At 62.9% G+C, this 20,701-nt stretch carries 24 protein-coding genes; 16 read left to right on the forward strand and 8 right to left on the reverse strand.

The window, feature by feature from the left end; all coding sequences use genetic code 11:
- Positions 1–132 precede the first annotated feature (132 nt).
- On the forward strand, positions 133–1,410 hold the full coding sequence (locus tag GSQ90_RS08000; RefSeq protein WP_158814305.1) for an adenylate/guanylate cyclase domain-containing protein: 1,278 nt from the start codon (positions 133–135) through the stop codon (positions 1,408–1,410).
- Positions 1,411–1,649: 239 nt separating this feature from the next.
- Here GSQ90_RS08000 and GSQ90_RS08005 read toward each other — a convergent pair whose 3' ends face one another.
- Positions 1,650–3,206, reverse strand: coding sequence for a long-chain fatty acid--CoA ligase (locus GSQ90_RS08005; RefSeq protein ID WP_158814306.1), 1,557 nt, complete (start codon positions 3,204–3,206; stop codon positions 1,650–1,652).
- Positions 3,207–3,245: 39 nt separating this feature from the next.
- Positions 3,246–3,914, reverse strand: a complete 669-nt coding sequence (locus GSQ90_RS08010) for a TetR/AcrR family transcriptional regulator (RefSeq protein WP_246731473.1) — start codon at positions 3,912–3,914, stop codon at positions 3,246–3,248.
- Positions 3,915–4,005: 91 nt separating this feature from the next.
- On the opposite strand from GSQ90_RS08010, the gene GSQ90_RS08015 reads away from it, so the two are divergent.
- The 12 genes from GSQ90_RS08015 to GSQ90_RS08070 all read left to right on the forward strand — a co-directional run bounded on the left by GSQ90_RS08015 (position 4,006) and on the right by GSQ90_RS08070 (position 13,718).
- Complete coding sequence (locus tag GSQ90_RS08015; protein ID WP_158814308.1) at positions 4,006–5,190, forward strand: lipid-transfer protein; 1,185 nt, start codon at positions 4,006–4,008, stop codon at positions 5,188–5,190.
- An 8-nt stretch (positions 5,191–5,198) separates the two neighbouring features.
- Positions 5,199–5,645 (forward strand): MaoC family dehydratase N-terminal domain-containing protein, encoded by a 447-nt coding sequence (locus tag GSQ90_RS08020; RefSeq protein ID WP_158814309.1) that lies wholly within the window; start codon positions 5,199–5,201, stop codon positions 5,643–5,645.
- Positions 5,646–5,861: 216 nt separating this feature from the next.
- Positions 5,862–6,278 carry a MaoC family dehydratase gene (locus tag GSQ90_RS08025; protein ID WP_158814310.1) on the forward strand — a complete coding sequence of 139 codons (417 nt, stop codon included), beginning with the start codon at positions 5,862–5,864 and terminating at the stop codon, positions 6,276–6,278.
- Between the two features lie 17 nt (positions 6,279–6,295).
- Positions 6,296–7,123, forward strand: coding sequence for an SDR family NAD(P)-dependent oxidoreductase (locus GSQ90_RS08030; RefSeq protein WP_158814311.1), 828 nt, complete (start codon positions 6,296–6,298; stop codon positions 7,121–7,123).
- Between the two features lie 10 nt (positions 7,124–7,133).
- Positions 7,134–7,925 (forward strand): enoyl-CoA hydratase/isomerase family protein, encoded by a 792-nt coding sequence (locus tag GSQ90_RS08035; protein ID WP_158814312.1) that lies wholly within the window; start codon positions 7,134–7,136, stop codon positions 7,923–7,925.
- Between the two features lie 79 nt (positions 7,926–8,004).
- Complete coding sequence (locus GSQ90_RS08040) at positions 8,005–9,534, forward strand: class I adenylate-forming enzyme family protein (RefSeq protein WP_158814313.1); 1,530 nt, start codon at positions 8,005–8,007, stop codon at positions 9,532–9,534.
- 45 nt (positions 9,535–9,579) lie between these two features.
- Complete coding sequence (locus GSQ90_RS08045) at positions 9,580–10,686, forward strand: CaiB/BaiF CoA-transferase family protein (RefSeq protein ID WP_158814314.1); 1,107 nt, start codon at positions 9,580–9,582, stop codon at positions 10,684–10,686.
- Positions 10,687–10,745: 59 nt separating this feature from the next.
- Positions 10,746–11,891, forward strand: a complete 1,146-nt coding sequence (locus tag GSQ90_RS08050; protein WP_158814315.1) for an acyl-CoA dehydrogenase family protein — start codon at positions 10,746–10,748, stop codon at positions 11,889–11,891.
- 126 nt (positions 11,892–12,017) lie between these two features.
- Entirely contained in the window at positions 12,018–12,326 is a 309-nt protein-coding gene (locus GSQ90_RS08055; protein WP_158814316.1) for a hypothetical protein, read from the forward strand.
- Positions 12,327–12,466: 140 nt separating this feature from the next.
- Positions 12,467–12,910, forward strand: a complete 444-nt coding sequence (locus tag GSQ90_RS08060; RefSeq protein ID WP_210254853.1) for a carboxymuconolactone decarboxylase family protein — start codon at positions 12,467–12,469, stop codon at positions 12,908–12,910.
- 137 nt (positions 12,911–13,047) lie between these two features.
- On the forward strand, positions 13,048–13,359 hold the full coding sequence (locus GSQ90_RS32100) for a hypothetical protein (protein ID WP_210254854.1): 312 nt from the start codon (positions 13,048–13,050) through the stop codon (positions 13,357–13,359).
- Between the two features lie 77 nt (positions 13,360–13,436).
- Complete coding sequence (locus GSQ90_RS08070; RefSeq protein ID WP_158814318.1) at positions 13,437–13,718, forward strand: hypothetical protein; 282 nt, start codon at positions 13,437–13,439, stop codon at positions 13,716–13,718.
- Between the two features lie 22 nt (positions 13,719–13,740).
- On the opposite strand, the gene GSQ90_RS08075 is transcribed toward GSQ90_RS08070, so the two are convergent.
- Both GSQ90_RS08075 and GSQ90_RS08080 read right to left on the reverse strand, forming a co-directional pair.
- A complete protein-coding gene (locus GSQ90_RS08075; RefSeq protein ID WP_246731474.1) occupies positions 13,741–14,763 on the reverse strand; it encodes a sensor histidine kinase in 1,023 nt (340 codons plus the stop codon).
- A 265-nt stretch (positions 14,764–15,028) separates the two neighbouring features.
- Positions 15,029–15,322, reverse strand: coding sequence for a hypothetical protein (locus tag GSQ90_RS08080; RefSeq protein WP_158814319.1), 294 nt, complete (start codon positions 15,320–15,322; stop codon positions 15,029–15,031).
- Positions 15,323–15,681: 359 nt separating this feature from the next.
- Between GSQ90_RS08080 and GSQ90_RS08085 the strand changes: the two genes are divergently transcribed.
- Together GSQ90_RS08085 and GSQ90_RS08090 are read left to right on the forward strand one after the other, a co-directional pair.
- The gene (locus GSQ90_RS08085; protein ID WP_158814320.1) at positions 15,682–16,248 is read left to right on the forward strand and encodes an XRE family transcriptional regulator; all 567 of its coding nucleotides are present in this window, start codon (positions 15,682–15,684) and stop codon (positions 16,246–16,248) included.
- A 5-nt stretch (positions 16,249–16,253) separates the two neighbouring features.
- Positions 16,254–16,781, forward strand: coding sequence for a GNAT family N-acetyltransferase (locus GSQ90_RS08090; RefSeq protein WP_158814321.1), 528 nt, complete (start codon positions 16,254–16,256; stop codon positions 16,779–16,781).
- A 55-nt stretch (positions 16,782–16,836) separates the two neighbouring features.
- Here the strand turns inward: GSQ90_RS08090 and GSQ90_RS08095 are convergent, their stop codons facing one another.
- The 4 genes from GSQ90_RS08095 to GSQ90_RS08110 all read right to left on the reverse strand — a co-directional run bounded on the left by GSQ90_RS08095 (position 16,837) and on the right by GSQ90_RS08110 (position 20,170).
- The gene (locus tag GSQ90_RS08095) at positions 16,837–17,889 is read right to left on the reverse strand and encodes an adenylate/guanylate cyclase domain-containing protein (protein ID WP_158814322.1); all 1,053 of its coding nucleotides are present in this window, start codon (positions 17,887–17,889) and stop codon (positions 16,837–16,839) included.
- A gap of 99 nt (positions 17,890–17,988) precedes the next feature.
- Positions 17,989–18,171, reverse strand: a complete 183-nt coding sequence (locus GSQ90_RS08100) for a hypothetical protein (RefSeq protein ID WP_158814323.1) — start codon at positions 18,169–18,171, stop codon at positions 17,989–17,991.
- A 319-nt stretch (positions 18,172–18,490) separates the two neighbouring features.
- Positions 18,491–18,838: a PilZ domain-containing protein gene (locus GSQ90_RS08105; protein WP_158814324.1), complete on the reverse strand. Its 348-nt coding sequence runs from the start codon at positions 18,836–18,838 to the stop codon at positions 18,491–18,493.
- Between the two features lie 438 nt (positions 18,839–19,276).
- A complete protein-coding gene (locus GSQ90_RS08110; RefSeq protein WP_158814325.1) occupies positions 19,277–20,170 on the reverse strand; it encodes a DUF2189 domain-containing protein in 894 nt (297 codons plus the stop codon).
- A 286-nt stretch (positions 20,171–20,456) separates the two neighbouring features.
- On the opposite strand from GSQ90_RS08110, the gene GSQ90_RS08115 reads away from it, so the two are divergent.
- On the forward strand, positions 20,457–20,603 hold the full coding sequence (locus GSQ90_RS08115; protein ID WP_158814326.1) for a hypothetical protein: 147 nt from the start codon (positions 20,457–20,459) through the stop codon (positions 20,601–20,603).
- Positions 20,604–20,701: the final 98 nt, after the last annotated feature.

The raw sequence follows: 20,701 nt of genomic DNA on the forward strand, positions 1-20,701 counted from the left end.
AGGCGCGCGCGCTGAGCGCGCATCTTGCGCCGCCGCGACGATTGAGAATAAAGCGCTTACGCGCTGGACACTGCCGGCTGACGTGATAACGCCCTTCGGGCGGCGAGCCGCTGCGACTTATAGGATCAGATCATGCCGAGCGAGTTATTGGGCCAGTCCGCGGCGCGGCCGACGATCGACCCTAAAAACCTCGTGACCGTGGAGTCGTTCCAGCGCCCGGCGACCGAACGTCCTGGCTCCGAGACGATCGAGGGGATTGCCGAATGGCTGATTGGCGGCGCGCGCCGGAATCCTTCCTTCACGCAGACATTCGATGAGCTGGCGTGGCGGCTGGTCGCGACGGGCATGCCTCTGCTTCGCGCCAGCCTTCATAGCAACACGCTGCATCCGCAGTTTCTCGGCGCCACCTATGTGTGGTGGCGCGACGAGGCGCAGACGCAGAAGATCATGATTAAGCATGAAATAGCAGATTTCATCCCCTATCAGGAGAATCCGATACGGCGGGTGCGCGAGGGCGGCGAGACCCTGCGGCGCCGGATGGACGGGCCCGAAGCCCCGTTCGATTTTCCTGTGTTGCACGATCTGAAGGCGCGCGGCGCCACCGAGTTTTTCGCGCTGCCGATCGCCAGTCAGTTCGGCTTTGGCGTTCATGTTGCGATCTACGTCGCCGACAGGCCAAGCGGCTTCACCGAGCGCGAAATTCGCGATCTCTCGTCTTTGTCCGAACGGCTGTCGGTGATCGCCGACATGAACAGTCAGCGACAAATCGCAGAAAACGTCCTCAAGACCTATCTTGGGCCGCTGACCGGTCCCAGAGTGCTGGCTGGGCAAATGCGGCGGGGCAGCGGCGAGGCAATCTCCGCGGTGCTGTGGTCGTCAGACCTGCGCGGCTTCACGCAACTCTCCGATCGTCTGCCGGGCGAGCGCGTGATCGCCATGCTCAACGACATTTTCGATTTGCAGGCGCGCGCGATCGCGGACCATGGCGGCGAGATCTTGAAATTTATCGGCGATGGATTGTTGGCGATATTTCCTGTCGCTGATCCCGCCGACGCCCAACGGGCGGCCGCGAATGCGCTCGCCGCCGCGCAAGAGGCGCAGACAAAGCTGAGCGCGCTTCGCACTCGGCAGTCCGAGGACGGCCATCCGGAATTGGAAATTGTCGTGGCGCTGCATTACGGCATGGTCATCTACGGCAATGTCGGATCAGCCGACCGTCTCGATTTCACCGTCATCGGGCCCGCGGTCAATCTCGTCACCCGAATAGAAGCAATCGCCAAGTCGCTCGACCTGCCCGTCGTGATGAGCGACGATTTCGCGGGAGCCTATGGGCGACGCCTGACGTCGCTTGGTCTGCACAATCTGCGAGGCCTCGATCAACCGCACGAGCTCTATACGGCGGCGATCTAGGATCGGCGGCGGTCAATTCATCTGAATAGCTCGTCGCGCCTGTGCCGCCGAGGAGGAAAGCGAGTCGGAAGCGTCATTCGCGGGACGCTTTCTGCGTCGACCTTCGCGGCGCCAAGGGCCCGCAATTGTGGCTCGGCATGAAATCATTATCCAGAGCAGATTCAGGCCGGCCCCAACGATCGTGAAACTGGGCCGCCGGCGGAGCGGAGCGTCGGCGCATGCGGCGAGATTGCCCGCGCTCAATTCACCCGCCTCTCCTTCTCTTCCCAAAATGGCTTGCGCAATTCGCGCTTGAGGATTTTGCCGGCGCCGGACATCGGCAGCGGGACGTCGCGGATATCGACCGAGCGCGGGCATTTGTAATTGGCTATCCGCGCCTTGCAGAACGCGATGATCTCCTCGCCATTCACCTGCGCGTCGGGCCGCCTGACGACGACGGCATGGACCTCTTCACCCCATTCGTCGCTCGGCACGCCGACCACCGCGCATTGCACGACGGCCGGATGCTGCGCCACGACATTCTCGACCTCGATCGAATAGACATTCTCGCCGCCCGAAATGATCATGTCCTTGACGCGGTCGACGACATAGACAAAGCCGTCCGCGTCCATATAGCCGCCGTCGCCGGTATGCATCCAGCCGCCGACAAGAGCGCGCGCGGTCTCTTCCGGGCGCTCCCAATAGCCCATCATGACATTATCGCCGCGCGCGACGATTTCGCCAACGATTCCTGGCGCCACCGGCTGATCGCTGGGATCGACGATCCGCACCTCGCAGCCCAGCGTCGCGCGGCCGCCGGCGCGATGGCGCCCCTTGGCGCGGCCCTCGCCGATATGCTCCTTCCAGTGCAGAATCGTCGCGATCGGCGACAGCTCCGTCATGCCATAGGCCTGGCAGAATTGCGTATCGGGCAGCGCCGCCATCGCCCGATCGAGCACGGCCTCGCTGATCGGCGAGGCGCCATAGACGATGCGCGTCAGGGACGACAGGTCATGCGATGGGAGCGCGGGATGATCGACCGTCATCTGGATCATGGTCGGCACGAGCAACACTTCCGTCACCTTCTCGCGCTCGATCGAGGCCATCGCCGCCTCCGGGCTGAAGGCTTTGATGATGACATTGGCGCCGCCGCTGAGCAGCAGCGCGAACATCGCCGCGCCATTGGCGAGGTGGAACATCGGCGCGGCGTGCAGATAAATGGCCTCGCTCGGGAAAAGCCCCTCGCTGAGAGCGTTCAGCGCATTGGCCATCAGATTGTCGTGGCTCAGCATCACGCCTTTGGAGCGCCCGGTCGTGCCGCCGGTATAGAAGATGCCGGCGAGGTCCTCGCGCTGGCGCATCGCATCGGGCATCGGCGCGCTGCGCGCCAGCAGCGCCTCGTAATGCTGGGCGCCGGCGGGCGCATCGTCGTCGTCGGCATAGACGAGGCGAAGCCCAGGCAGCGCCGCCGCCAGGCTCTCGCCGACGCCTGAGAACATTTTGTCGACGATCAGGATCGCCGCGCGGCAATCGCGCAGCGCATCCTCGTTCTCTTGCCGCGACCAGCGGATGTTGAGCGGCACGATCACCGCACCCGCCCAGGCGACGGCGAGATAGGTCTCGAGATAGCGGTCGGAATTCAGTGACAGGATCGCGACCCGTTCGCCGGGGCCGGCGCCGAGCGAGGCAAGACCGGCGGCGAGGCGCGGCGCGCGTTCGCCGAGATCGCGCCACTTTCTGCGTCGATCGCCAAAGACGGTCGCGAGACCATCCGCATTGACCTGCAATGCGCGCTTGAATCCATGCGTAATGTTCATGGTCGCCCTCCCCCGAGAATAGTTTTTGGCGGCAAGCGTCTACCGCGCCCCGCGTTCCGCGTTTCTTGATCTGGATTTTCTGGCCGCGAGCCCCTCAGTCAATCTGAGCGCGAACTCATCGGCAAGAGCCGCAGCCGAGAGTTCGCCGTCCGGTCTGTACCATTGGCCGATCCAGTTCAGCGATCCGGTGATGACAAGCGTGGCGAGCTTGGGATCGCGCGGCGCGATCGAACCATCGGCGACGCCCTGCGCGATCGCGGTCCGGAAGGCCGCGTCATAGGTTCGCTTGGCCTTGCGGACCCCGGCGCGCGCTTCGGTCGACAATTCGCGATCGTCGAGGCGGACGAGGCACATGCCAAAATCCGTCATCATCACTTGCGCATAGGCGCGGATCAGCCGGCGCAGCTTGTCGAGGCCATCGCCGCTCTCGCGCTCGATGGCGGCGATATTCGCCTCGAACATGTCCTGGCCCAGCCGATAGCACTCGATGAGGATGTCTTCCTTGCTGCGGAAATAATTGTAGAGCGCGGGCTTGGTGATGTTCAGCCGCGCCGCGACCTCGTTCAGCGTGGTGCGGTGATAGCCTTCGTCGAGGAACATCTGCACCGCCATGCGCAGCACCGCGTCGCGCTTCTCGTCGCGCGCACGCCGGCGATCCTCGAACGGCGCCCAGGGCGGCGCTTCAGCTTTTTTGGTTAGCCCATGCATGGCTGCGTCCTTTTTTGTTGACGGCGCGTTCGCGTTCATATATTACCCATTGGTCATAAAATGTCCAGAAGGTAATTTTTGGGAGGAAGACATGACTTCTCGAGTTGTCGTCGCGGGCGTGGGCATGATCCCTTTCGCCAAGCCCGGCGCCAGCGCGCCCTATTATGAGATGGGCGCAGAGGCCGGCCGCAGGGCGCTGGCGGACGCAGGCGTTGGTTATGAATCCATCCAGCAGGCCTATGCCGGCTATGTCTATGGCGACTCGACCTCCGGCCAGAAGGCGATCTATCCGCTCGGGATGACCGGCATCCCGGTCATCAACGTCAACAACAATTGCTCGACCGGTTCGACCGCCTTGTTCCTGGCGCGCCAGGCGATCGCCTCGGGCGCCGCCGATTGCGTGCTGGCGCTTGGCTTCGAGCAGATGAAGCCGGGCGCTCTGGGCGCCATATTTGCCGATCGGCCGAGCCCGTTCGAGGATTTCGACAAGGCGGCTGACGAACTTGTCGGAATGCCTGAAATCCCGCTGGCTTTGCGCTATTTCGGCGGCGCCGGCCTCAGCCATATGAAGAAATACGGCACGAAGCTCGAAACCTTCGCCAAAGTGCGCGCCAAGGCGAGCCGCCATGCCAAGAACAATCCGCTCGCCATCTTCCGCAAGGAGCTCTCGGCCGACGATGTGATGAACGATCAGGTCATCTGGCCGGGCGTCATGACGCGATCGATGGCCTGTCCGCCGACCTGCGGCGCCGCCGCCGCCGTGCTGGTTTCCGAAGAATTCGCCAAGCGCAAGGGATTGAAGACTGATGTCCGCATCGCCGCCCAGGCGATGACCACCGACACGGCTTCCACCTTCGATACCGCCGATATGATGCGGGTGGTCGGTTTCGACATGTCGCGCGCCGCCGCGGCCAGTGTCTACGAGCAGGCCGGAATCGGGCCGGGCGATCTCGACGTCGTCGAACTGCATGATTGTTTCGCCCAGAACGAACTGATCACCTATGAGGCGCTCGGCCTCTGCCCCGACGGCGGCGCCGAACGTTTCATCGAAAGCGGCGACAACAGCTATGGCGGCAAGGTGGTGACCAATCCGTCGGGCGGCCTTCTGTCGAAGGGCCACCCGCTCGGCGCGACGGGGCTCGCCCAATGCTACGAACTGACGCGCCAGTTGCGCGGCTCGGCCGAGGCGACCCAGGTCGAAGGCGCGCGGCGCGCTTTGCAGCATAATCTTGGTCTTGGCGGCGCCTGCGTCGTCACCCTCTACGAACGCGCATGAGGTCCGCCATGGTCGATCAATCCGCCGTCGGACGTAGTTTTGCGCCGGTCATTGCGCATGTCGAGCTGGGCCGCCTGCGCTATTTCTTCAACACGATCGGCGAGCGCAATCCGCTCTATCGCGACGCCAAGACGGCGGAAGCGGCCGGCTATGCCGGGCAGCCGATCCCGCCGACCTATCTCTTCTGCCTGGAAATGATGGACGCGGAACGGCCCTTCGAAATTCTCGAGGCGCTGAACATCGATCTCGCCCGCGTGCTGCATGGCGAGCAGCGCTTCGCCTATCACGCGCCCGCGATCGTCGGCGACACGCTGACGTTTCAATCGCGCGTCAGCGGCGTGACCGAAAAGAAAAACGGCGCGCTGACCTTCGTCGCCGTCGAAACGAAAGTCACCAACCAGACCGGCCTGCATGTCGCCGACGCCGCACGCACCATCGTCGTGCGGAACTCGTGACGTGCGTCCGTCAGATCGAAAGATTGGCGCCCGCCTTCCCCTTCCCCCCTTGTGGGGGAAGGCCGGGATGGGGGGTCGCACCGAACTATCCAAGAAGTAGAGCGCCTTGATTTCATAGTGCATCGCGACCCTCCTCCCTTACCCTCCCCCACAAGGGGGGAGGGAATGAACGAGGCTCCCGTCAACTTCGTTGACGCACGCCGTTAGGAGACGCCCATGACCACCTCACCAGATCATTCGCCCGCGATCGGCGAGCGGCTTGTTCACAAGACCTTCGCGCCGATCACCCGGCACACGCTCGCGCTCTATTGCGGCGCTTCGGGCGACCATAATCCGATGCATGTCGACATCGACTTCGCGAGACAAGCCGGATTTCCCGACGTGTTCGCCCATGGCATGCTGGTCATGGCCTATCTCGGCCAGGCGCTGACCGACGCGGTCGCGCCCGGCGCCGTCCGTTCGTTCTCGACGCGCTTTTCCGCCATCACCCAGCTTGGCGCCCGTCTCACTTGCGAGGGCGCGGTCGCCGAATTGTTCGATCATCTCTCTGAAAAGCGCGCCAGGCTCGCGCTGACCGTCAAGGACGAACATGGCGAGACCAAGCTCGCCGGCGAAGCCATTATCGCTCTCTGATTGCAAGGAAACCTCTCATGACCAAACTCACCGGAAAGGTCGCGCTCGTCTCGGGCTCCGGCCGCGGCATCGGCCGCTCGATCGCGCTCAAACTCGCGCGCGAAGGCGCGAAAGTGGTCGTCAACGATCTCGACGCCGAGCCCGGCGATGCCGTGGTCGCTGAAATCAGGGCGGCCGGCGGCGAGGCGGTCGCGGTCAACGGCAGCGTCGTCGAGTCTGGCTTTGCCGACCGTTTCGTCGGCGCGGCGATGGAAACATTCGGCGGCCTCGACATCATCGTCAACAATGCCGGCTACACCTGGGATTCGACGATCCAGAAGATGACCGACGAGCAGTTCCAGGCGATGCTCGACGTGCATCTCGTCGCGCCCTTCCGCATCCTGCGCGCGGCCTCCGAGCCGATCCGGATTCTCGCCAAGAAGGAAGCCGAGGCGGGCCAGGAAATATTCCGCAAGGTCGTCAACATCTCGTCGATCGCCGGCCTCTACGGCAATGCCGGACAGGCGAGCTATTCCTCCGCCAAAGCGTCTTTGATCGGGTTGACGCGCACGATGTGCAAGGAATGGGGGCGCTACAAGGTCAATGTCAATTGCGTCGCCTTCGGCCTGATCAACACCCGCCTGACCCAGCCGATCGAAGCCCAGCAGAAGACCATCGACGTCGCCGGCCGCGACATCAAGGTCGGCGTGCAGCCCCAGTTGCTCGACGCGATGGCCAGAATGATTCCGCTCGGCCGCGGCGGCACACCCGAAGAAGCGGCCGACGCCGTCTATCTCTTCTGCAGCCCGGAATCGAACTATATCAGCGGCCAGGTGGTCGTCTGCGGCGGCGGCATCCTGATGTGAGAGGCGCGCCATGACCGAAGCCGCCTATCTCGCCTATGACGGGCCGATTGCGACGATCATTCTCAATCGTCCCGAGCGCTTCAACGCGCTTGACGAGGCGGCGGCGGTCACGCTCGCGGCCCTCGGGCGCGAACTTGCGGCGCGCGGCGATATCCGCGTCGTCGTGATCCGCGGCGCCGGTTCGGCCTTCTGCGCGGGCGGCGACATCAACCATATGGCCGCCCATCTCGACGACCCCGCGCCGATGGTGAAAGGCATATTGAACGCCCACCATGAATTCCTGACCATCCTCAACGCACTTCCCGCCATCGTCGTCACCAGCGTCCATGGCGCGGCGGCGGGCGGCGGCTTCTCGCTCGCCTTCATGGGCGATCTTTGCATCGCGGCCGACAATGCGCGCTTCACGCCGGCCTATGCGCGTCTCGGCCTCTCGCCTGACGGCGGCGGCACGATCGGCCTCGTGCGCGCCGTCGGCGCCCGGCGCGCGCTGCAGATATTCCTGATGGAAGACAGTTTCGGCGCGGCTCAGGCCGAGACCTGGGGCCTCGTCAACAAAGTGGTTCCAGAAAGCGAGCTTCCCGCCACAACACAGGCGTTGGCCAGGCGGCTCGCCTCGCTCGGATCCGGCGCGGTCGCGGCGACCAAACGGCTCATCGCCGCATTCCCTGGCAAATCGATGGCGGAACAACTCGACGCCGAGATGAATGAGCTGATCGGCTGCATGCGGATGGAGCCGTTCCGCGACGCGGTGCGGCGTTTTATGGATAGAAGCAAGGATTCCAAGAGGGCCAGCGGCGCGTAAGCCAGCCAATAGCCTCAGCCAGAAAAAGCGCAACGAGCAATAAGCGCGCAATAGCGCGCCGCAAGGGAGATGTCCGCCGATGAAACGATCCCTGGGAAAAATGCTGGTTGGCAATATTCTGGCCACCGCCGCGATCCGTTTCCGCGATGCTCCCGCGATCTATTGCGCAAGCACAGGCCGGCGCTTCAGCTTCCGCGCGATCGACGATCGCGCCAATCGCCTCGCGCGGGCGCTGCTCAGCGCGGGCTATAAGAAAGGCGACGTCGTCGCCTTTCTCTCATCCAACCGCGCCGAGATCGTCGAAATCTATTTCGCGCTGGCGCGCACTGGCATCGTCGGCCTGCCGCTGAACTATCGGCTCGCGGCGAGAGAAATGTTCGAACTGATGCGTGCAATGGGCGCCAGCGGCCTGATCGTCGAGAGCAAGTTCGCCGCGGTCGCCGAACAGGCGCGTGGGCTGAGACACATCATTCAATTTGGCGGCGAGAAGATCGGCTTTGCGCTCGACTATGAGACCCTGCTCGCGGCGGCGACGCCTGCGGCGCCCGATATCGAGATCGACGAAGCCGATCCCTATTATTTCAACCTCACTTCCGGCACCACCGGCCTGCCGAAATCCTATGTGCTGACCCAGTATAACAACAGCACCCTCAGCCCATTGTTCCAGGCTTTCGACATGACGAGCCGCGATGTGGCGATGACGGTGTTCCCCGCCTTCGGGCGCGTCGGCTTCGCCTGGATCGCCGGCTCGCTGCTCTATGGCGTTCCGCATGTGCTGGCCAATTTCGAGCCGAACGAAGTGCTGCGCCTCATTGCCGCCGAACGCGTGACGATCTTCAACCTCGTTCCGACCATGGCGGCGATGCTGTTGCCGGCGCAGGCGGCCGCGCCGCGCGATCTCAACTCGGTTCGCGCGATCGTCTTCGCCGGGTCCAGCCTGCCCGCCAGCATCCGCGACGAGACAATCGCAAAACTTTGCCCCCAACTCTACGAATATTACGGCATGCAGGAGACCGGCGCGCTGGTCGTCAGCACGCCCGAGGATCGCAGGCGACGGCCGGAGTCGGTCGGCAAGCAACTGGCGTTCGCCGAAGTCAGGATCGCTGGCGACGACGGCCGGACGCTGGAGCCGAACCAGCTTGGCGAGATTCTGGGTCGCTCGCCCAATGCCGTCGCCGAATATTTCGACAATCCCGAGAAATCGGCTGAGACATTTCGCGACGGCTGGGTTCATACCGGCGATCTCGGCAGCCTGGACGAGGAAGGCTATCTGACCATCCGCGGCCGCAAGAAAGATATGATCGTCACCGGTGGACAGAACGTCCATGCCGCGGAGGTCGAGGAAATCATCCTGCAATGTCCCGGCGTCGCCGAATGCGCGGTGTTCGGCCTCCCCGACGATCTATGGGGCGAGCGCGTCACCGGCCTCGTTGTCGCGCAGAAAGATGCCGATATCACGCCTGAGCGCCTCGAAGAATTTTGCCGGCGCCATCTCGCCGGATTCAAGACGCCAAAGAAATTCATTGTCGAAGAGACCCCGCTGCCGCGCACGCCGACCGGCAAAGTGCAAAAATTCCTGCTGGTCGCGCGATTCACGCGTCGAGCTTGATCGAATCGGCCGGCGGCGATTTCGCCTCATAGGAAAGCATTCAAGATGGCCGCCAAATCCGGACCTCTGCATGGGCTGCGCGTGATCGAAATGGCGGCCATCGGGCCCGGGCCGTTCTGCGGCATGATGCTCGCCGATCTCGGCGCCGATGTCGTGCGCATCGATCGTCCCGGCGCGTCGAGGCTCGGCGCCAATGCGACGCTCGACCGCGGCCGACAGGCTTTAACCCTCGATCTCAAGGACCCGCGCAATGTCGAGACTTTGCTCGGCCTGGTGGAGAGGGCCGACGTGATCTTCGAGGGCTTTCGCCCCCGCGTGATGGAGCGGATCGGGCTCGGACCCGAAGTCTGCCTGGCGCGCAATCCGCGGCTGATCTTCGGCCGCATCACCGGTTGGGGACAGGAGGGCCCTCTCGCCCAGGCGGCGGGACACGATATCAATTATCTCGCTTTGTCGGGCATGCTTTGGCCGCTGGGTTCGGCCGATCGTCCGCCGGCGCCGCCGCTCAATCTTGTCGCCGATTTTGGCGGCGGCGGCATGCTGCTGGTCGTGGGCATTCTCGCGGCGCTGTTCGAAGCCAGGCGCTCAGGCCGCGGCCAGGTGGTGGACGCCGCGATGGTCGACGGCGCCGCGACGCTCGGAGCGATGATCTTCGGCATGATCGGCGAAGGCTCCTGGCGCGTCGAGCGCGAAGCGAACATGCTCGACGGCGGCGCGCCTTTCTACAGCGTCTATGAAACCAGCGACGGAAAATGGGTGTCGATCGGTTCGATCGAGCCGCAATTCTACGCGCAATTGCTGACGCGTCTCAATCTTGATGGGCAGGGTTTCGAAGCGCAATGGGATCGGAGCCGATGGCCGGCCCTGCGCCAAGCGATCGCCGCCGCCTTTCGCGCGAAGTCGCGCGACGCGTGGAGCGCGGCGTTGGAGGGAACCGATGTCTGCTTTGCGCCGGTGCTCAGTCCGCTGGAGGTCGGCGCCCATCCGCACAATCGCCTGCGCAGCACATTCGCCGATGGCGCAGGCGCGCCTCAGCCGCAGCCTTCGCCGCGCTTCAGCCGCACGCCCGCCGCGGCCGGTTCTGCGACCGAAGCTGGCGACGCGGACGCGGCGACGATTCTCGATCGATGGAAAAGCGAGTCGTCCGCATAAGGTCCACCGCCGTTGACGCCTCTTTGAACCCGTTCTTTCTCTCGTAAGGCCATATCGACATGACCTACCGCTCGTCCTGGATGACCGAAGAACTCGACGCCTTTCGCGACCCGTTCCGGAAATTTCTCGCCAAGGAATTGGCGCCGAACGCCGAAAAATGGCGCAAGCAGAAAATGGTCGATCGCTCCGCCTGGCGCGCGCTCGGCGAGATGGGCGCTCTTCTGCCGAGCGTGCCCGAAGCCTATGGCGGCCTCGGCGCGACTTTCGCTTACGACGCCGCCGTGTTCGAGGATATGGCGGATGTTGCGCCCGACGCGCTCGGCGGCGTCACCGTCAGCAGCGGCATCGTCGCCCATTACATCCTGAATTACGGTTCCGAAGAGCAGAAGCGCCGCTGGCTGCCCGGCATGGCGCGCGGCGAATTGATCGGCGCCATCGCGATGACCGAGCCTGGCGCCGGTTCCGATCTGCAAGGCGTGCGCACCCATGCGCGTCGGCAAGGCAATGCCTATGTCGTCAACGGCCAGAAGACCTTCATCACCAACGGCCAGACCGCCGACCTGATCATCGTCGTCGCCCGGACGGGCGAGCCCGGCGCCAAGGGCCTGTCGCTGATCGTCGTCGAGACATCAGGCAATGACGGTTTCCGGCGAGGGCGCAACCTCGACAAGATCGGTCTGCACGCCTCCGACACGTCCGAACTGTTCTTCGAAGACGCGATAGCGCCGCCGGAAAACCTGCTCGGCGGCGAAGAGGGCCAGGGCTTCACGCAATTGATGCAGCAATTGCCGCAGGAACGGCTGATCATCGCCGTCTGCGCCGTCGCCGCGATGGAGCGCGCGATCCGTTTGACTGTCGACTATACGAAGGAGCGCAAGGCTTTCGGCAAGCCGATCATCGACTTCCAGAATACCGCCTTCAAGCTTGCCGAACGCAAGACCGAGGCGACGATCGCGCGGGTGTTCGTCGACTGGTGCGTCGGACGGCTGATCGCCGGCGACCTCGATGCGGTGACAGCCTCGATGGCCAAATATTGGTGTGCGCAAAAACAGGTCGAGACCGTCGACGAGTGCCTGCAACTGCATGGCGGCTATGGCTATATGCAGGAATATCCGATCTCCGGCATGTTCGTCGACGCGCGCATTCAGAAAATCTACGGCGGGACCAACGAAATCATGAAACTGCTCATCGCCCGCTCGCTCTGACGCGCGCGAATGGCGCTACGGAGCCCGTCGCGATGAGATGCGCCATATTTTCGACACCGACGGCGACTGAGGTCGCCTGTTCCAGATGTTCGCTGCTCGCGCCGCGGCGACTGAGTCGGGGATCGCATGTCCGACATCCGGCAGGCACGCAAAGCGCTCGTCGCCCGGATCCTCGAAGGAGAGGGCGTGGCCTCGCACGCCCAGCGCCGCGCCGCGTTCGACAATGCGGCGATCGCCGAGTCGCTAAGCACGCTGATCGAAAAGGTCGCCAGTCACGCCCACACAGTCACCGACGCGGATATTGCCGCGACGCGGGCGTCGGGCCTCAGCGAGGACCAGATATTCGAAATCGTGGTCTGCGCCGCGCTTGGCCAGGCTACGCGGCAATACGACACGGCGCTCGCGGCTCTCGACGCCGCGATCGGGAAAGGATGACCATGCGCCTTGCGATCCTCGATAGCGGCCACGGTTTCGGCGCCAAGGTTCTGTTTGCGATCATTCGCGCAGTGTCGCGTCAGCCGACGCCTGAGGTCGTCAAGTTGATCATGTATCGTCCGGATTTCTTTGGCGCGCATATGAAAGCGGTCACCCACGAAGCGATGCGCGGACCCTCCGCGTGGTCTGTTGGCGACCGCGAGCTGATGGCGGCGTTCGTGTCGAAGATCAACGCGTGCGAGTTTTGCGTCAAGACGCACAGTGCGGTCTCGGCGAGGGCGTATCGCGATCAAGCGAAGGTCTCGGCGGCGCTCTCCGATCCTGATACAGCGGCCATCGAGGAGCCGCTGCGAGCCACGTTGGGCCTATTGGGCAAACTGACGCGCGAAAACGCCGTGAGCGCAGATGACATGCGCGCGGCGCTCGCTGCCGGCGCCTCGCGCCAGCAAATCGAAGATGCGCTCGCGGTCTGCTTTGCGTTCAATACGATGAACCGGCTGGCCGATGCCTTCGGGTTCTTCGTGCCGGGACCCGAAGCCTTCGAGGCCGGCGCGAAGTTCCTGCTCGCGCGAGGCTACCGTTGAATAGTTCACGGCCTGGAATTCACTTGGTCGTGATCCAGTATAAAATAAATTTTAGCGCCCTCATCTAAGTGTACAGGAACCATCGCGCTCTCCTCGTGATTATATCGTCATGACTATCTCGCGAAAGGAGAGAGAAAATGTTCACATCATTGACCAAGACAGCCGCTGTTGCGGCGCTTGCCATCGGCCTTGCGCTCGCAGGGCCCGCAACCTCCGCCGACGCGGCGTTCCGTAGCGGCGGCGGCCACGGCGGGGGATTCCATGGCGGCGGCTTCCATGGCGGCGGCTTTCGCAGTGGCGCCTTTCATGGCGGCGGCTTCCGCGGCGGCCGCTTTCACCATGGCTATGCCGGCGGTTATGGCGGCTATGGCGGCGGCTATTATGGCTACGGCTACGGATATGGCTGTCCGTTGTCGCCCCTCGCGGTCATCACGGGCTATTGCTACTGAGCAAGACCTCGGATGAGGCGCGATGATTTGCGGCGCCGGAGCCAAAGTGGCTTCGGCGCGATCATAGGAGGCTCACCATGGCCCGTCCTTCAAGAAGCTTCATTATTTGCGCGTCGGCATTCGTGATCGCGGCGACGCTCGCCGCGAGCGCTCAGGCGCAAGATCGTTATCAGGCCCATCGCGGCGGCGACGTCGTCGTGCATACCGGGCGCTCGTATCTTGATCCTGGCGCCAGCGCGCCGGTCGGCTCAGAGAACCATTATTTCAGCGACTCGACGCATTACAGCCAGGAGGGCCCCGATTTCACGCAGAACACCGCGGGATCAGAGCTGTTGCCGGGCCGCTTCGGCCCGAACTGACGCAAGCACTGGCCTCTTGGCGTCAAGCGGCTTGAGGCAATAGAGAATTGAGGCTCGCCCGCGTGATCGAAACCTTCAGTCCGTTCGGACTGCTAATGGCCTCGACTCTGGCTTCAAGCTGTTGGGCAAGCGCGCTCACGAGGCTGGTGCCCAGACCGTTCTTTCTGGGGGGAACGCTCTCGGCCGGTTTGCCCACGCCATTATCCGAAACGACAAGCCGCCAATCGTCGCCAGAAGCCTCGTAGCTGATCAGCACTTCGGCATTGGGATGATCTTTGGGAAACGCGTGTTTTAAAACGTTGATGACGAGCTCGGTCACAATCAGGCCGAGGCTCACGGCATAAGCTGAAAGAACCGTGCTGTCGTCGGAATGCACTTTGAGCGCGATCGCGGCCCGGTCGCCGATCATCGACGCGGCGAGGCTCTCGCACAGGCTCACCAGATAGGGACGAATTTCGATCATATGGGCGCGCCCGGCCGCCGAAATATGCTCCTGCACCGTCGCGACTGACATCACCCGCCGGTGGGCGTCCTCCAGATGTTCGCGGATTTCGGCTGATGTCACCAGACGCGCCTTCATCATCAGAATGCTGGCGATGATCTGCAGACTATTGGCGACCCGATGCTGGATTTCCTGCAGCAGAACGTCCTTTTGCAGCAGCAGGTCTTCCGTCTGTTTGAGCAGCGCCGCTTTTTCATCCTCGATCGCGCGGCGGTCGGTGACGTCTTCAAACGCCAGCAAAATGGTCTTGCGCCCTTCCCCTTCGTCAAAGACCTCGCGTGCGTCGAGGATCAGCGTGCGGTTCCCGATGGTCGGAAAGATCGCTTCGATTTCAAACCGATCCATGACCGCATGCGTCGTCACGACCGCTTTCAGCCGCGGTCGCAAGGTCGGAATGTTGAACTGGGCGTCGACAAGATCGAAAATTGACCGCCCGAGCACGTCCCCGGCGCCAACATGAAAGTTGAGATAAAAGGACCGGCTGGCGGCAAGGACGCTAAGATCGCCATCAAGCACAAGGAGCGGTTCGCGGACCGTGTCCACAATCGCTTGCGCCAGCAAAGATGCTGATTTCAGATCGCTGAACGGATCACTTGTAATTCCCGTAATCCCTTCGAGTAGCCACAACCCTATTCCCTTATCTTGGCCCGCGCAAATCACGATGGCGCCATCGAAGCGGCGATGAAGTCCGCCAGATACGCCTCAAACTGTCGAAGCGGCCGCGGCGAGTGCGCCTGGCGGCCGCCTGCTTGAGGGTTCGGTTGATGCGCCCGGCCCGACGATCGAGCCGACGAGCGCGTGGCCTTCGTCAGCCGCCATTGGAGACCGCGCATCCCTTATTGCAATCCTCGGGATTGCCGCTCAGGCCGACGCTCTTGTAGTCGACATAGCCGTTGGCGGCGCCCATGGGGCTGACATTCTCGTCCGCCGCGCGACGCTCGATCATCGGCCGCGGCGCTGTTGCCCGAGGCGCGGCGCTATCTCCCATAATCGCATAGGGCGACCACGACGGAACATTGGAATTGACAGCGTTGGCTGTATCGCTGACCGCGCCAAACGCAAGTGCAGCGGCCGCTGTTGCAAGCATAAGCATGGTACGCACGATTCATTCCTCCTTGTTGCCGATCCGCCAGGCGCATGAGGCGCCTCGACATTGGAAGTCATGGCGTTCCGCGCAGCCGGATCATGGTTTATAAGTCTAGTTGTAAGCACAATAGAATATTTATGCGACTCTAGTCTTTCCATTGCCTCTAGCATTAAAGTGTATCTCTCGTTATGCAAGAAAATCACTCCGCTAATAACAAATCAACTAATCATTATTTTAGTGTTCAACGCAAAGGCGAGTTCGTCAGGCCGGCGCTGATGGGCGACGGATGACGATTGCCAGGCATGCCGCTCGCGCGCCCTCGCTATCAGGAGCGTCCCCTTGCCAATAGAAGGATCGTCTACTAAACAAGACGTATGGCTATTTTAATAGACGACGCAGGCGCCCGGATCGCGCGCCGCCTTCGGCTTGAGCGGGAGGCGCGCGGCTGGTCGCTGGCCGATCTCGCCGAACGTTCCGGCGTCGCCAAGGCGACGATCAGCAAGATCGAACGCGAGGAAACGAGCCCGACCGCCGTGATCCTGGTGCGGCTGGCGGGCGCCTTCGACCTCACCTTCGCAGGCCTGTTGCTGAGGGCCGAAGGCGAGGGCGAGCGGCTGTCGCGGGCCGCGGAACAGCCGGTCTGGCGCGACCCCGTCACCGGCTATTTGCGCAAGCAGGTGTTCAGCCGGCCCGACCATCCGCTGGAGATCGTCGAGGTCGAACTGCCCGTCGGACAAAAAGTAGAGCTGCCGGCCTCCTCCTACGCGCATATCCGCCAGGCCGTCTGGGTGCGGACGGGCGTTCTCGTCATCCTGGAAGGCGGCGAGCGGCGGCATCTCAGCGCCGGCGATTGCCTCGGATTTGGCGCGCCCTCCGAAGTGACGTTCGCCAACGAAAGCGCCGCGCCCTGCACCTATCTCGTCGTCCTCGCCCGGAGCTAAACGCCGTGTCCGCGATCGCTATCAAGGCCCTGACCGCCGCGCCCGAGACACGCGCGATGCTGAGTGAAATCCTCGTCGAAGTCGTCGCCCATGGCGGATCGGTCAGTTTCATGCATCCGCTGGCGCCGCGCGCAGCGGACGCGTTCTGGGAAAATGCGCTGGCGGCGGCGGGCCGGGGCGAGCGGATCGTTCTGGGCGCCTGGGACGGCGACGCGCTGGTCGGCACAGTGAGTCTGCTGCTCGATTGTCCGCCGAACCAGCCGCATCGGGCCGAGATCGCCAAAATGATGACGCGGCTGAACCATCGCGGCCGAGGCGTCGCGACAGCCTTGATGTGGGCCGCCGAAGGCCTGGCGGCGGAGCGGGGGCGCACGCTGCTGACGCTCGACACCGCGGCCGAGGACGGCGCGTCGGGACTTTACGAGAAACTGGGCTTCGTCCTGGCGGGAACCATCCCTGACTATGCGCTGAAACCGCATGGCGGGCTGACGGGAACCATGGTCTATTGGAAGCGGATCGGCAGGGAAGGCTGATAGCCCACGATCGGCCCGACGATCCGAGGAGCGGACTTGAGAGGTTCAGGCGGCGTCACGCCGCCCACGATCCGATCGGCGCCGTCGCCTGCAGCGCGAAGAGTTCGGCCGGGCTCTTTTTGCCGCGCAGTTGGATCGGTCCCAGGGCGCGCGCGGCGATGCCTGGCGGGATCGTCAGTTGGCTCAGCAGCGCCGCCGAGGCGAGGACCGGCTCGGCGGCGTCGCGACAGGCGTCGACGATGCGCGCCGCCGTATTCAGAGTGTCGCCGAGTAAAGCGATCTCCTTCTTGATCGTGCCCATCTCGCCCACGACCACCGGCCCGCAATGCAGGCCGGCGCGGAAATCCACCCGCAGGCCGAATTCGCGCTCGTAAGACGGACCAAGGTCGGCCAGTTTCTGGATCGCGCCGAAGCAGGCGCGCAGACAGCGCGCGTCCTTGACGCCGGCGGCTAGCGGCCAGGTCACGATGAGTTCGTCGCCGACATATTTGTGGATCTGGCCCTTCTGCGTCACGAGAGGGCCGGTGAGATCGCTGACGAAGCGATTGAGCAGGCGATGAAAATCGACCTCGCCGAGACGTTCGGCGGCGGCGGTCGAATTCTTCATGTCGATGATGAGAAAGACGCGCTGCTCGACGCGCGGCCTGAAGTAACGGCCGGTGACGAAGCTCAGCAAGACGTTCTGTCCGAGCAGGCTGTTCACATCGAGCAGGAAGTTGATCACAAAGCTGACGGCGACGAAGAACAATATGTCGCCAAGCCCGATACGCACGCCAGGCGCGGACGGGATGGGCACGAGCCACTGACCGGCCGCGAGGCTGAACAAGAAGACCGCAAGATAGACCAGCGATTTCAGGCCGAGATGCAAGAGAAACGGCGCCCGGCGGAGAGGCTCGCCGATCGGCGCTTGCAGGGCGAAAACATTGAACGAGGTGAGAACGGCGCTGACGAAACCGCCGATCAGCGCCCCGCGCTCGACGCCATAAGAGCCGGCAGCTCCAGCCGCCGTCGTGGTCAAATAACCATATGCCGCGCCCACGACGGCGCCGACCAGGGCGAGCCTGAGAATCAGCGGGACGAGGATGCGTGTCCGGTCGTCGATGGCCATGGCGGCGGCGCGAGCTTTCGGCGGCGGTTCCGCCGGTATCGACGGTTTGGAAAGGGGGCGGTAGATTATCGCAGATCGCGGATGGCGCCCAGCGCGCTTCTAGGGCGTATGGGCGCTCCAATCCCTCAGCCTGTTGATCAGAACGAACCCGCTTGCCTCTTCGGGATTAGCAGCCACATATTCCGCCGCCGCGGAGGCAAGACGGTCGACCATCTTTTTCTTGTATTGCTTGCTTTTAGGGTCCAGCGCGAGGGTTGTGACAATAATGAGCGTCCGCTGCATTTTCTCATATTGAGGTCCAGCCCAAGCCTTCGCTGCTCGAGCGAGAGGATGAGAGAAAGTCATTCAATGGTTCCTGTGCCTTAGCCGCTTTGGATCGATAGCAGGAAATCTGTTGCAGCGCGACCTCGCTGTCATCACACCCGAGAAACCTCCTCGAGCACTTTGCCGCCCTGGGTTTTGACCAGGCAAACGTCTACTTTCTTGTCGTCAATGGTCGTATGCCGCACGCTCGCCATCGCATATTTCACCGCATCACAATCGTTCAAGCCGGAACAGAGGACTCAGTGTACAGCGATGCGTCCTCGCGCACCCTATGAAATCAACTTCGGCGAATTGCCGGCTGTTCGAAAATGTAGATTCCGATCTCCTGATCGGCGCGCCATTTCACCTCGGCTCGTGCGGACGCTTTGAATTCGGCGTCATAGAACCAGATCTGATCAGGCACCGAAACATTCCTCGGCAATACCAGCCGCGCGCCTCTTATCGAACGATCGCGGATCACACAATCGCAGATAAAGCGATGCAGTTGATCGGCGACTTCGCCGCTGCGCAAATGCAGGCGCTGCCGAGGCTCGGCGCGGCGCACTTCTGGCCGACGATAGGGCGACAAATTGCTGCGCCGGATGTTCGTGGAATCGTCGCCTTTGACTTCGATCAATCGTCCCATCGATGACTCCCTCGTCTGGGATGCCGCCCCGTGAGGTTCGTTTCTATTGGGATTTCTGGCGTCACGATCCAAGTCGTCGTTTAGAGATTCATGCCAATACATCGCTCCCGATCGATTAATAACTCGAATGGAATCTGACGTAACGGCGCTGACGCAAGTAACCAAACGATATATAGCACGACCAGAGCTTAGCTTCTTGGATATTGTTAGCGTTGGTGAATTTCGAGTAACGACACTATTTGCAAAGAATTTCCATACTTTCTTCCAGGCGGCGCGCCGCCGATATATTGGGTTGCCCCTACGGCAACCGGGAAAATCCGCCAGGACATCGCTGGAATTATTCGTTCAGCGGCGCCGCCATTCCGTCCGCCAATATTCGCGACCCGCTTCTTGTCATGCAAAAGCGGCCCGGAAGAGCGCGAACGCGTGCAGATAAGTTCACCGCTCCGGAAACAAGAACGAATGCGGCTCGACCCGCGCCTTCGCCGCCTTCTCCGTATCGTCCGGCGGCAGTTCGGTCGGGTGTTCCTGCGCGGGGTCGCGCACGATCGTCTTGCGGTAGAGATGCCAGGTCGCATGGCCGAGGATCGGCATGACAATCGCGAGGCCGACGAACAAAGGCAGCGCGCCCACGAACAGAGCGGCCGCCACAATGAGGCCCCACAGCGCCATCGTCACGGGATTTTCCCGCACCGCCGCGAGGGAGGCGGCGACAGCCGCGACCGCTCCGACGTCTCGGTCGAGCAGCAGCGGGAACGACACGACGCTGATGGCGAGCGCGACAATTGCGAAGCAGAAGCCGATGAAGCCGCCAAAGCCGATCAGCATCCAGCCGCGCTCGGTCGAGACGACCTCTTTGAGGAAATCGAGATAGGAGGCAGGCGCCACAGGGCCGAATAGCGCGGTATAGAGCCCCTGGGCCGCCATCAGCCAGGCGACGAAGATCGCCACCAGCAGCAAGCCGAGCGCGGCGATCGCCGGGATCGAGGGCGAACGGAGCACGTTGAAGGCGTATTTCCAGGATGTATCCTGCCCCAGCTCTCGCCGCCGGCTCATTTCATAGAGGCCGATCGCCGCGAAAGGGCCGATCAGCGCAAAGCCCGAGGCCAGCGGAAACAGCAATTGCAGCGCATTCTGCTGCGAAGTGGCGTAGGCGAGGACGAGGCCGCAGAGCGGATAGATCAGGCAGAGAAAGGCGAGATGCGAGGGCATCGCGCGAAAATCATCGGCGCCCTGCACGAGGGCTTGCCAGAGATCCCCTGGTCCAATCTTGCGAATAACAGGCGCGGCCGCGACCGCGTCGTGGCCGGCATAGACGTGCAGATTCGTCATGACCATTCCTCCCGAAGCGAACAGAAGCAAATCGCGAGATCAAGCGTCTGGTCCGGAAGAGCAGTTCAGAAACGCGAAATCTCGATCTCGCTCTGCTTTCTCTGAAGGAGAGTCTACGCCTGTTGCGGGGGATTGTCATTTGGGGCCGCATTGCGGCGACTGATGACGAGAGGCCATCGCGTGGGCGTGCCTGCGAACGCTAGCGGCCGACCCCAGTGCAGACCGTAAGCTCCCGATGCGATCTGCGCTGGCCCGAGGGGGGCGGCGCCTGACCTGGGAGGTTAGCGTGTTCAAGACATCTTTTCGCGCTGTGCTCTTCGTTCTCTTTGCGTCATTGGCCGTGTGCGGCGCCGCCATTCCCGCGGGCGCCCTTCAAACGGGCAAGGACATGGTGACGGTGGCGCTCATCCTCACCGTCAACAGCCTTTCCTGATCGGGCGCGCGTATCCCTTCTCCCGCTTCGCGCTACGGCATTCACACGAGTGATTCCCATTAGGGTCGATGTGTGATTCAAGCGCCTTTTGTTGCGGG

Origin of the sequence: Methylocapsa sp. S129 (assembly GCF_009765995.1) — a bacterium.
Lineage (GTDB): Bacteria > Pseudomonadota > Alphaproteobacteria > Rhizobiales > Beijerinckiaceae > Roseiarcus.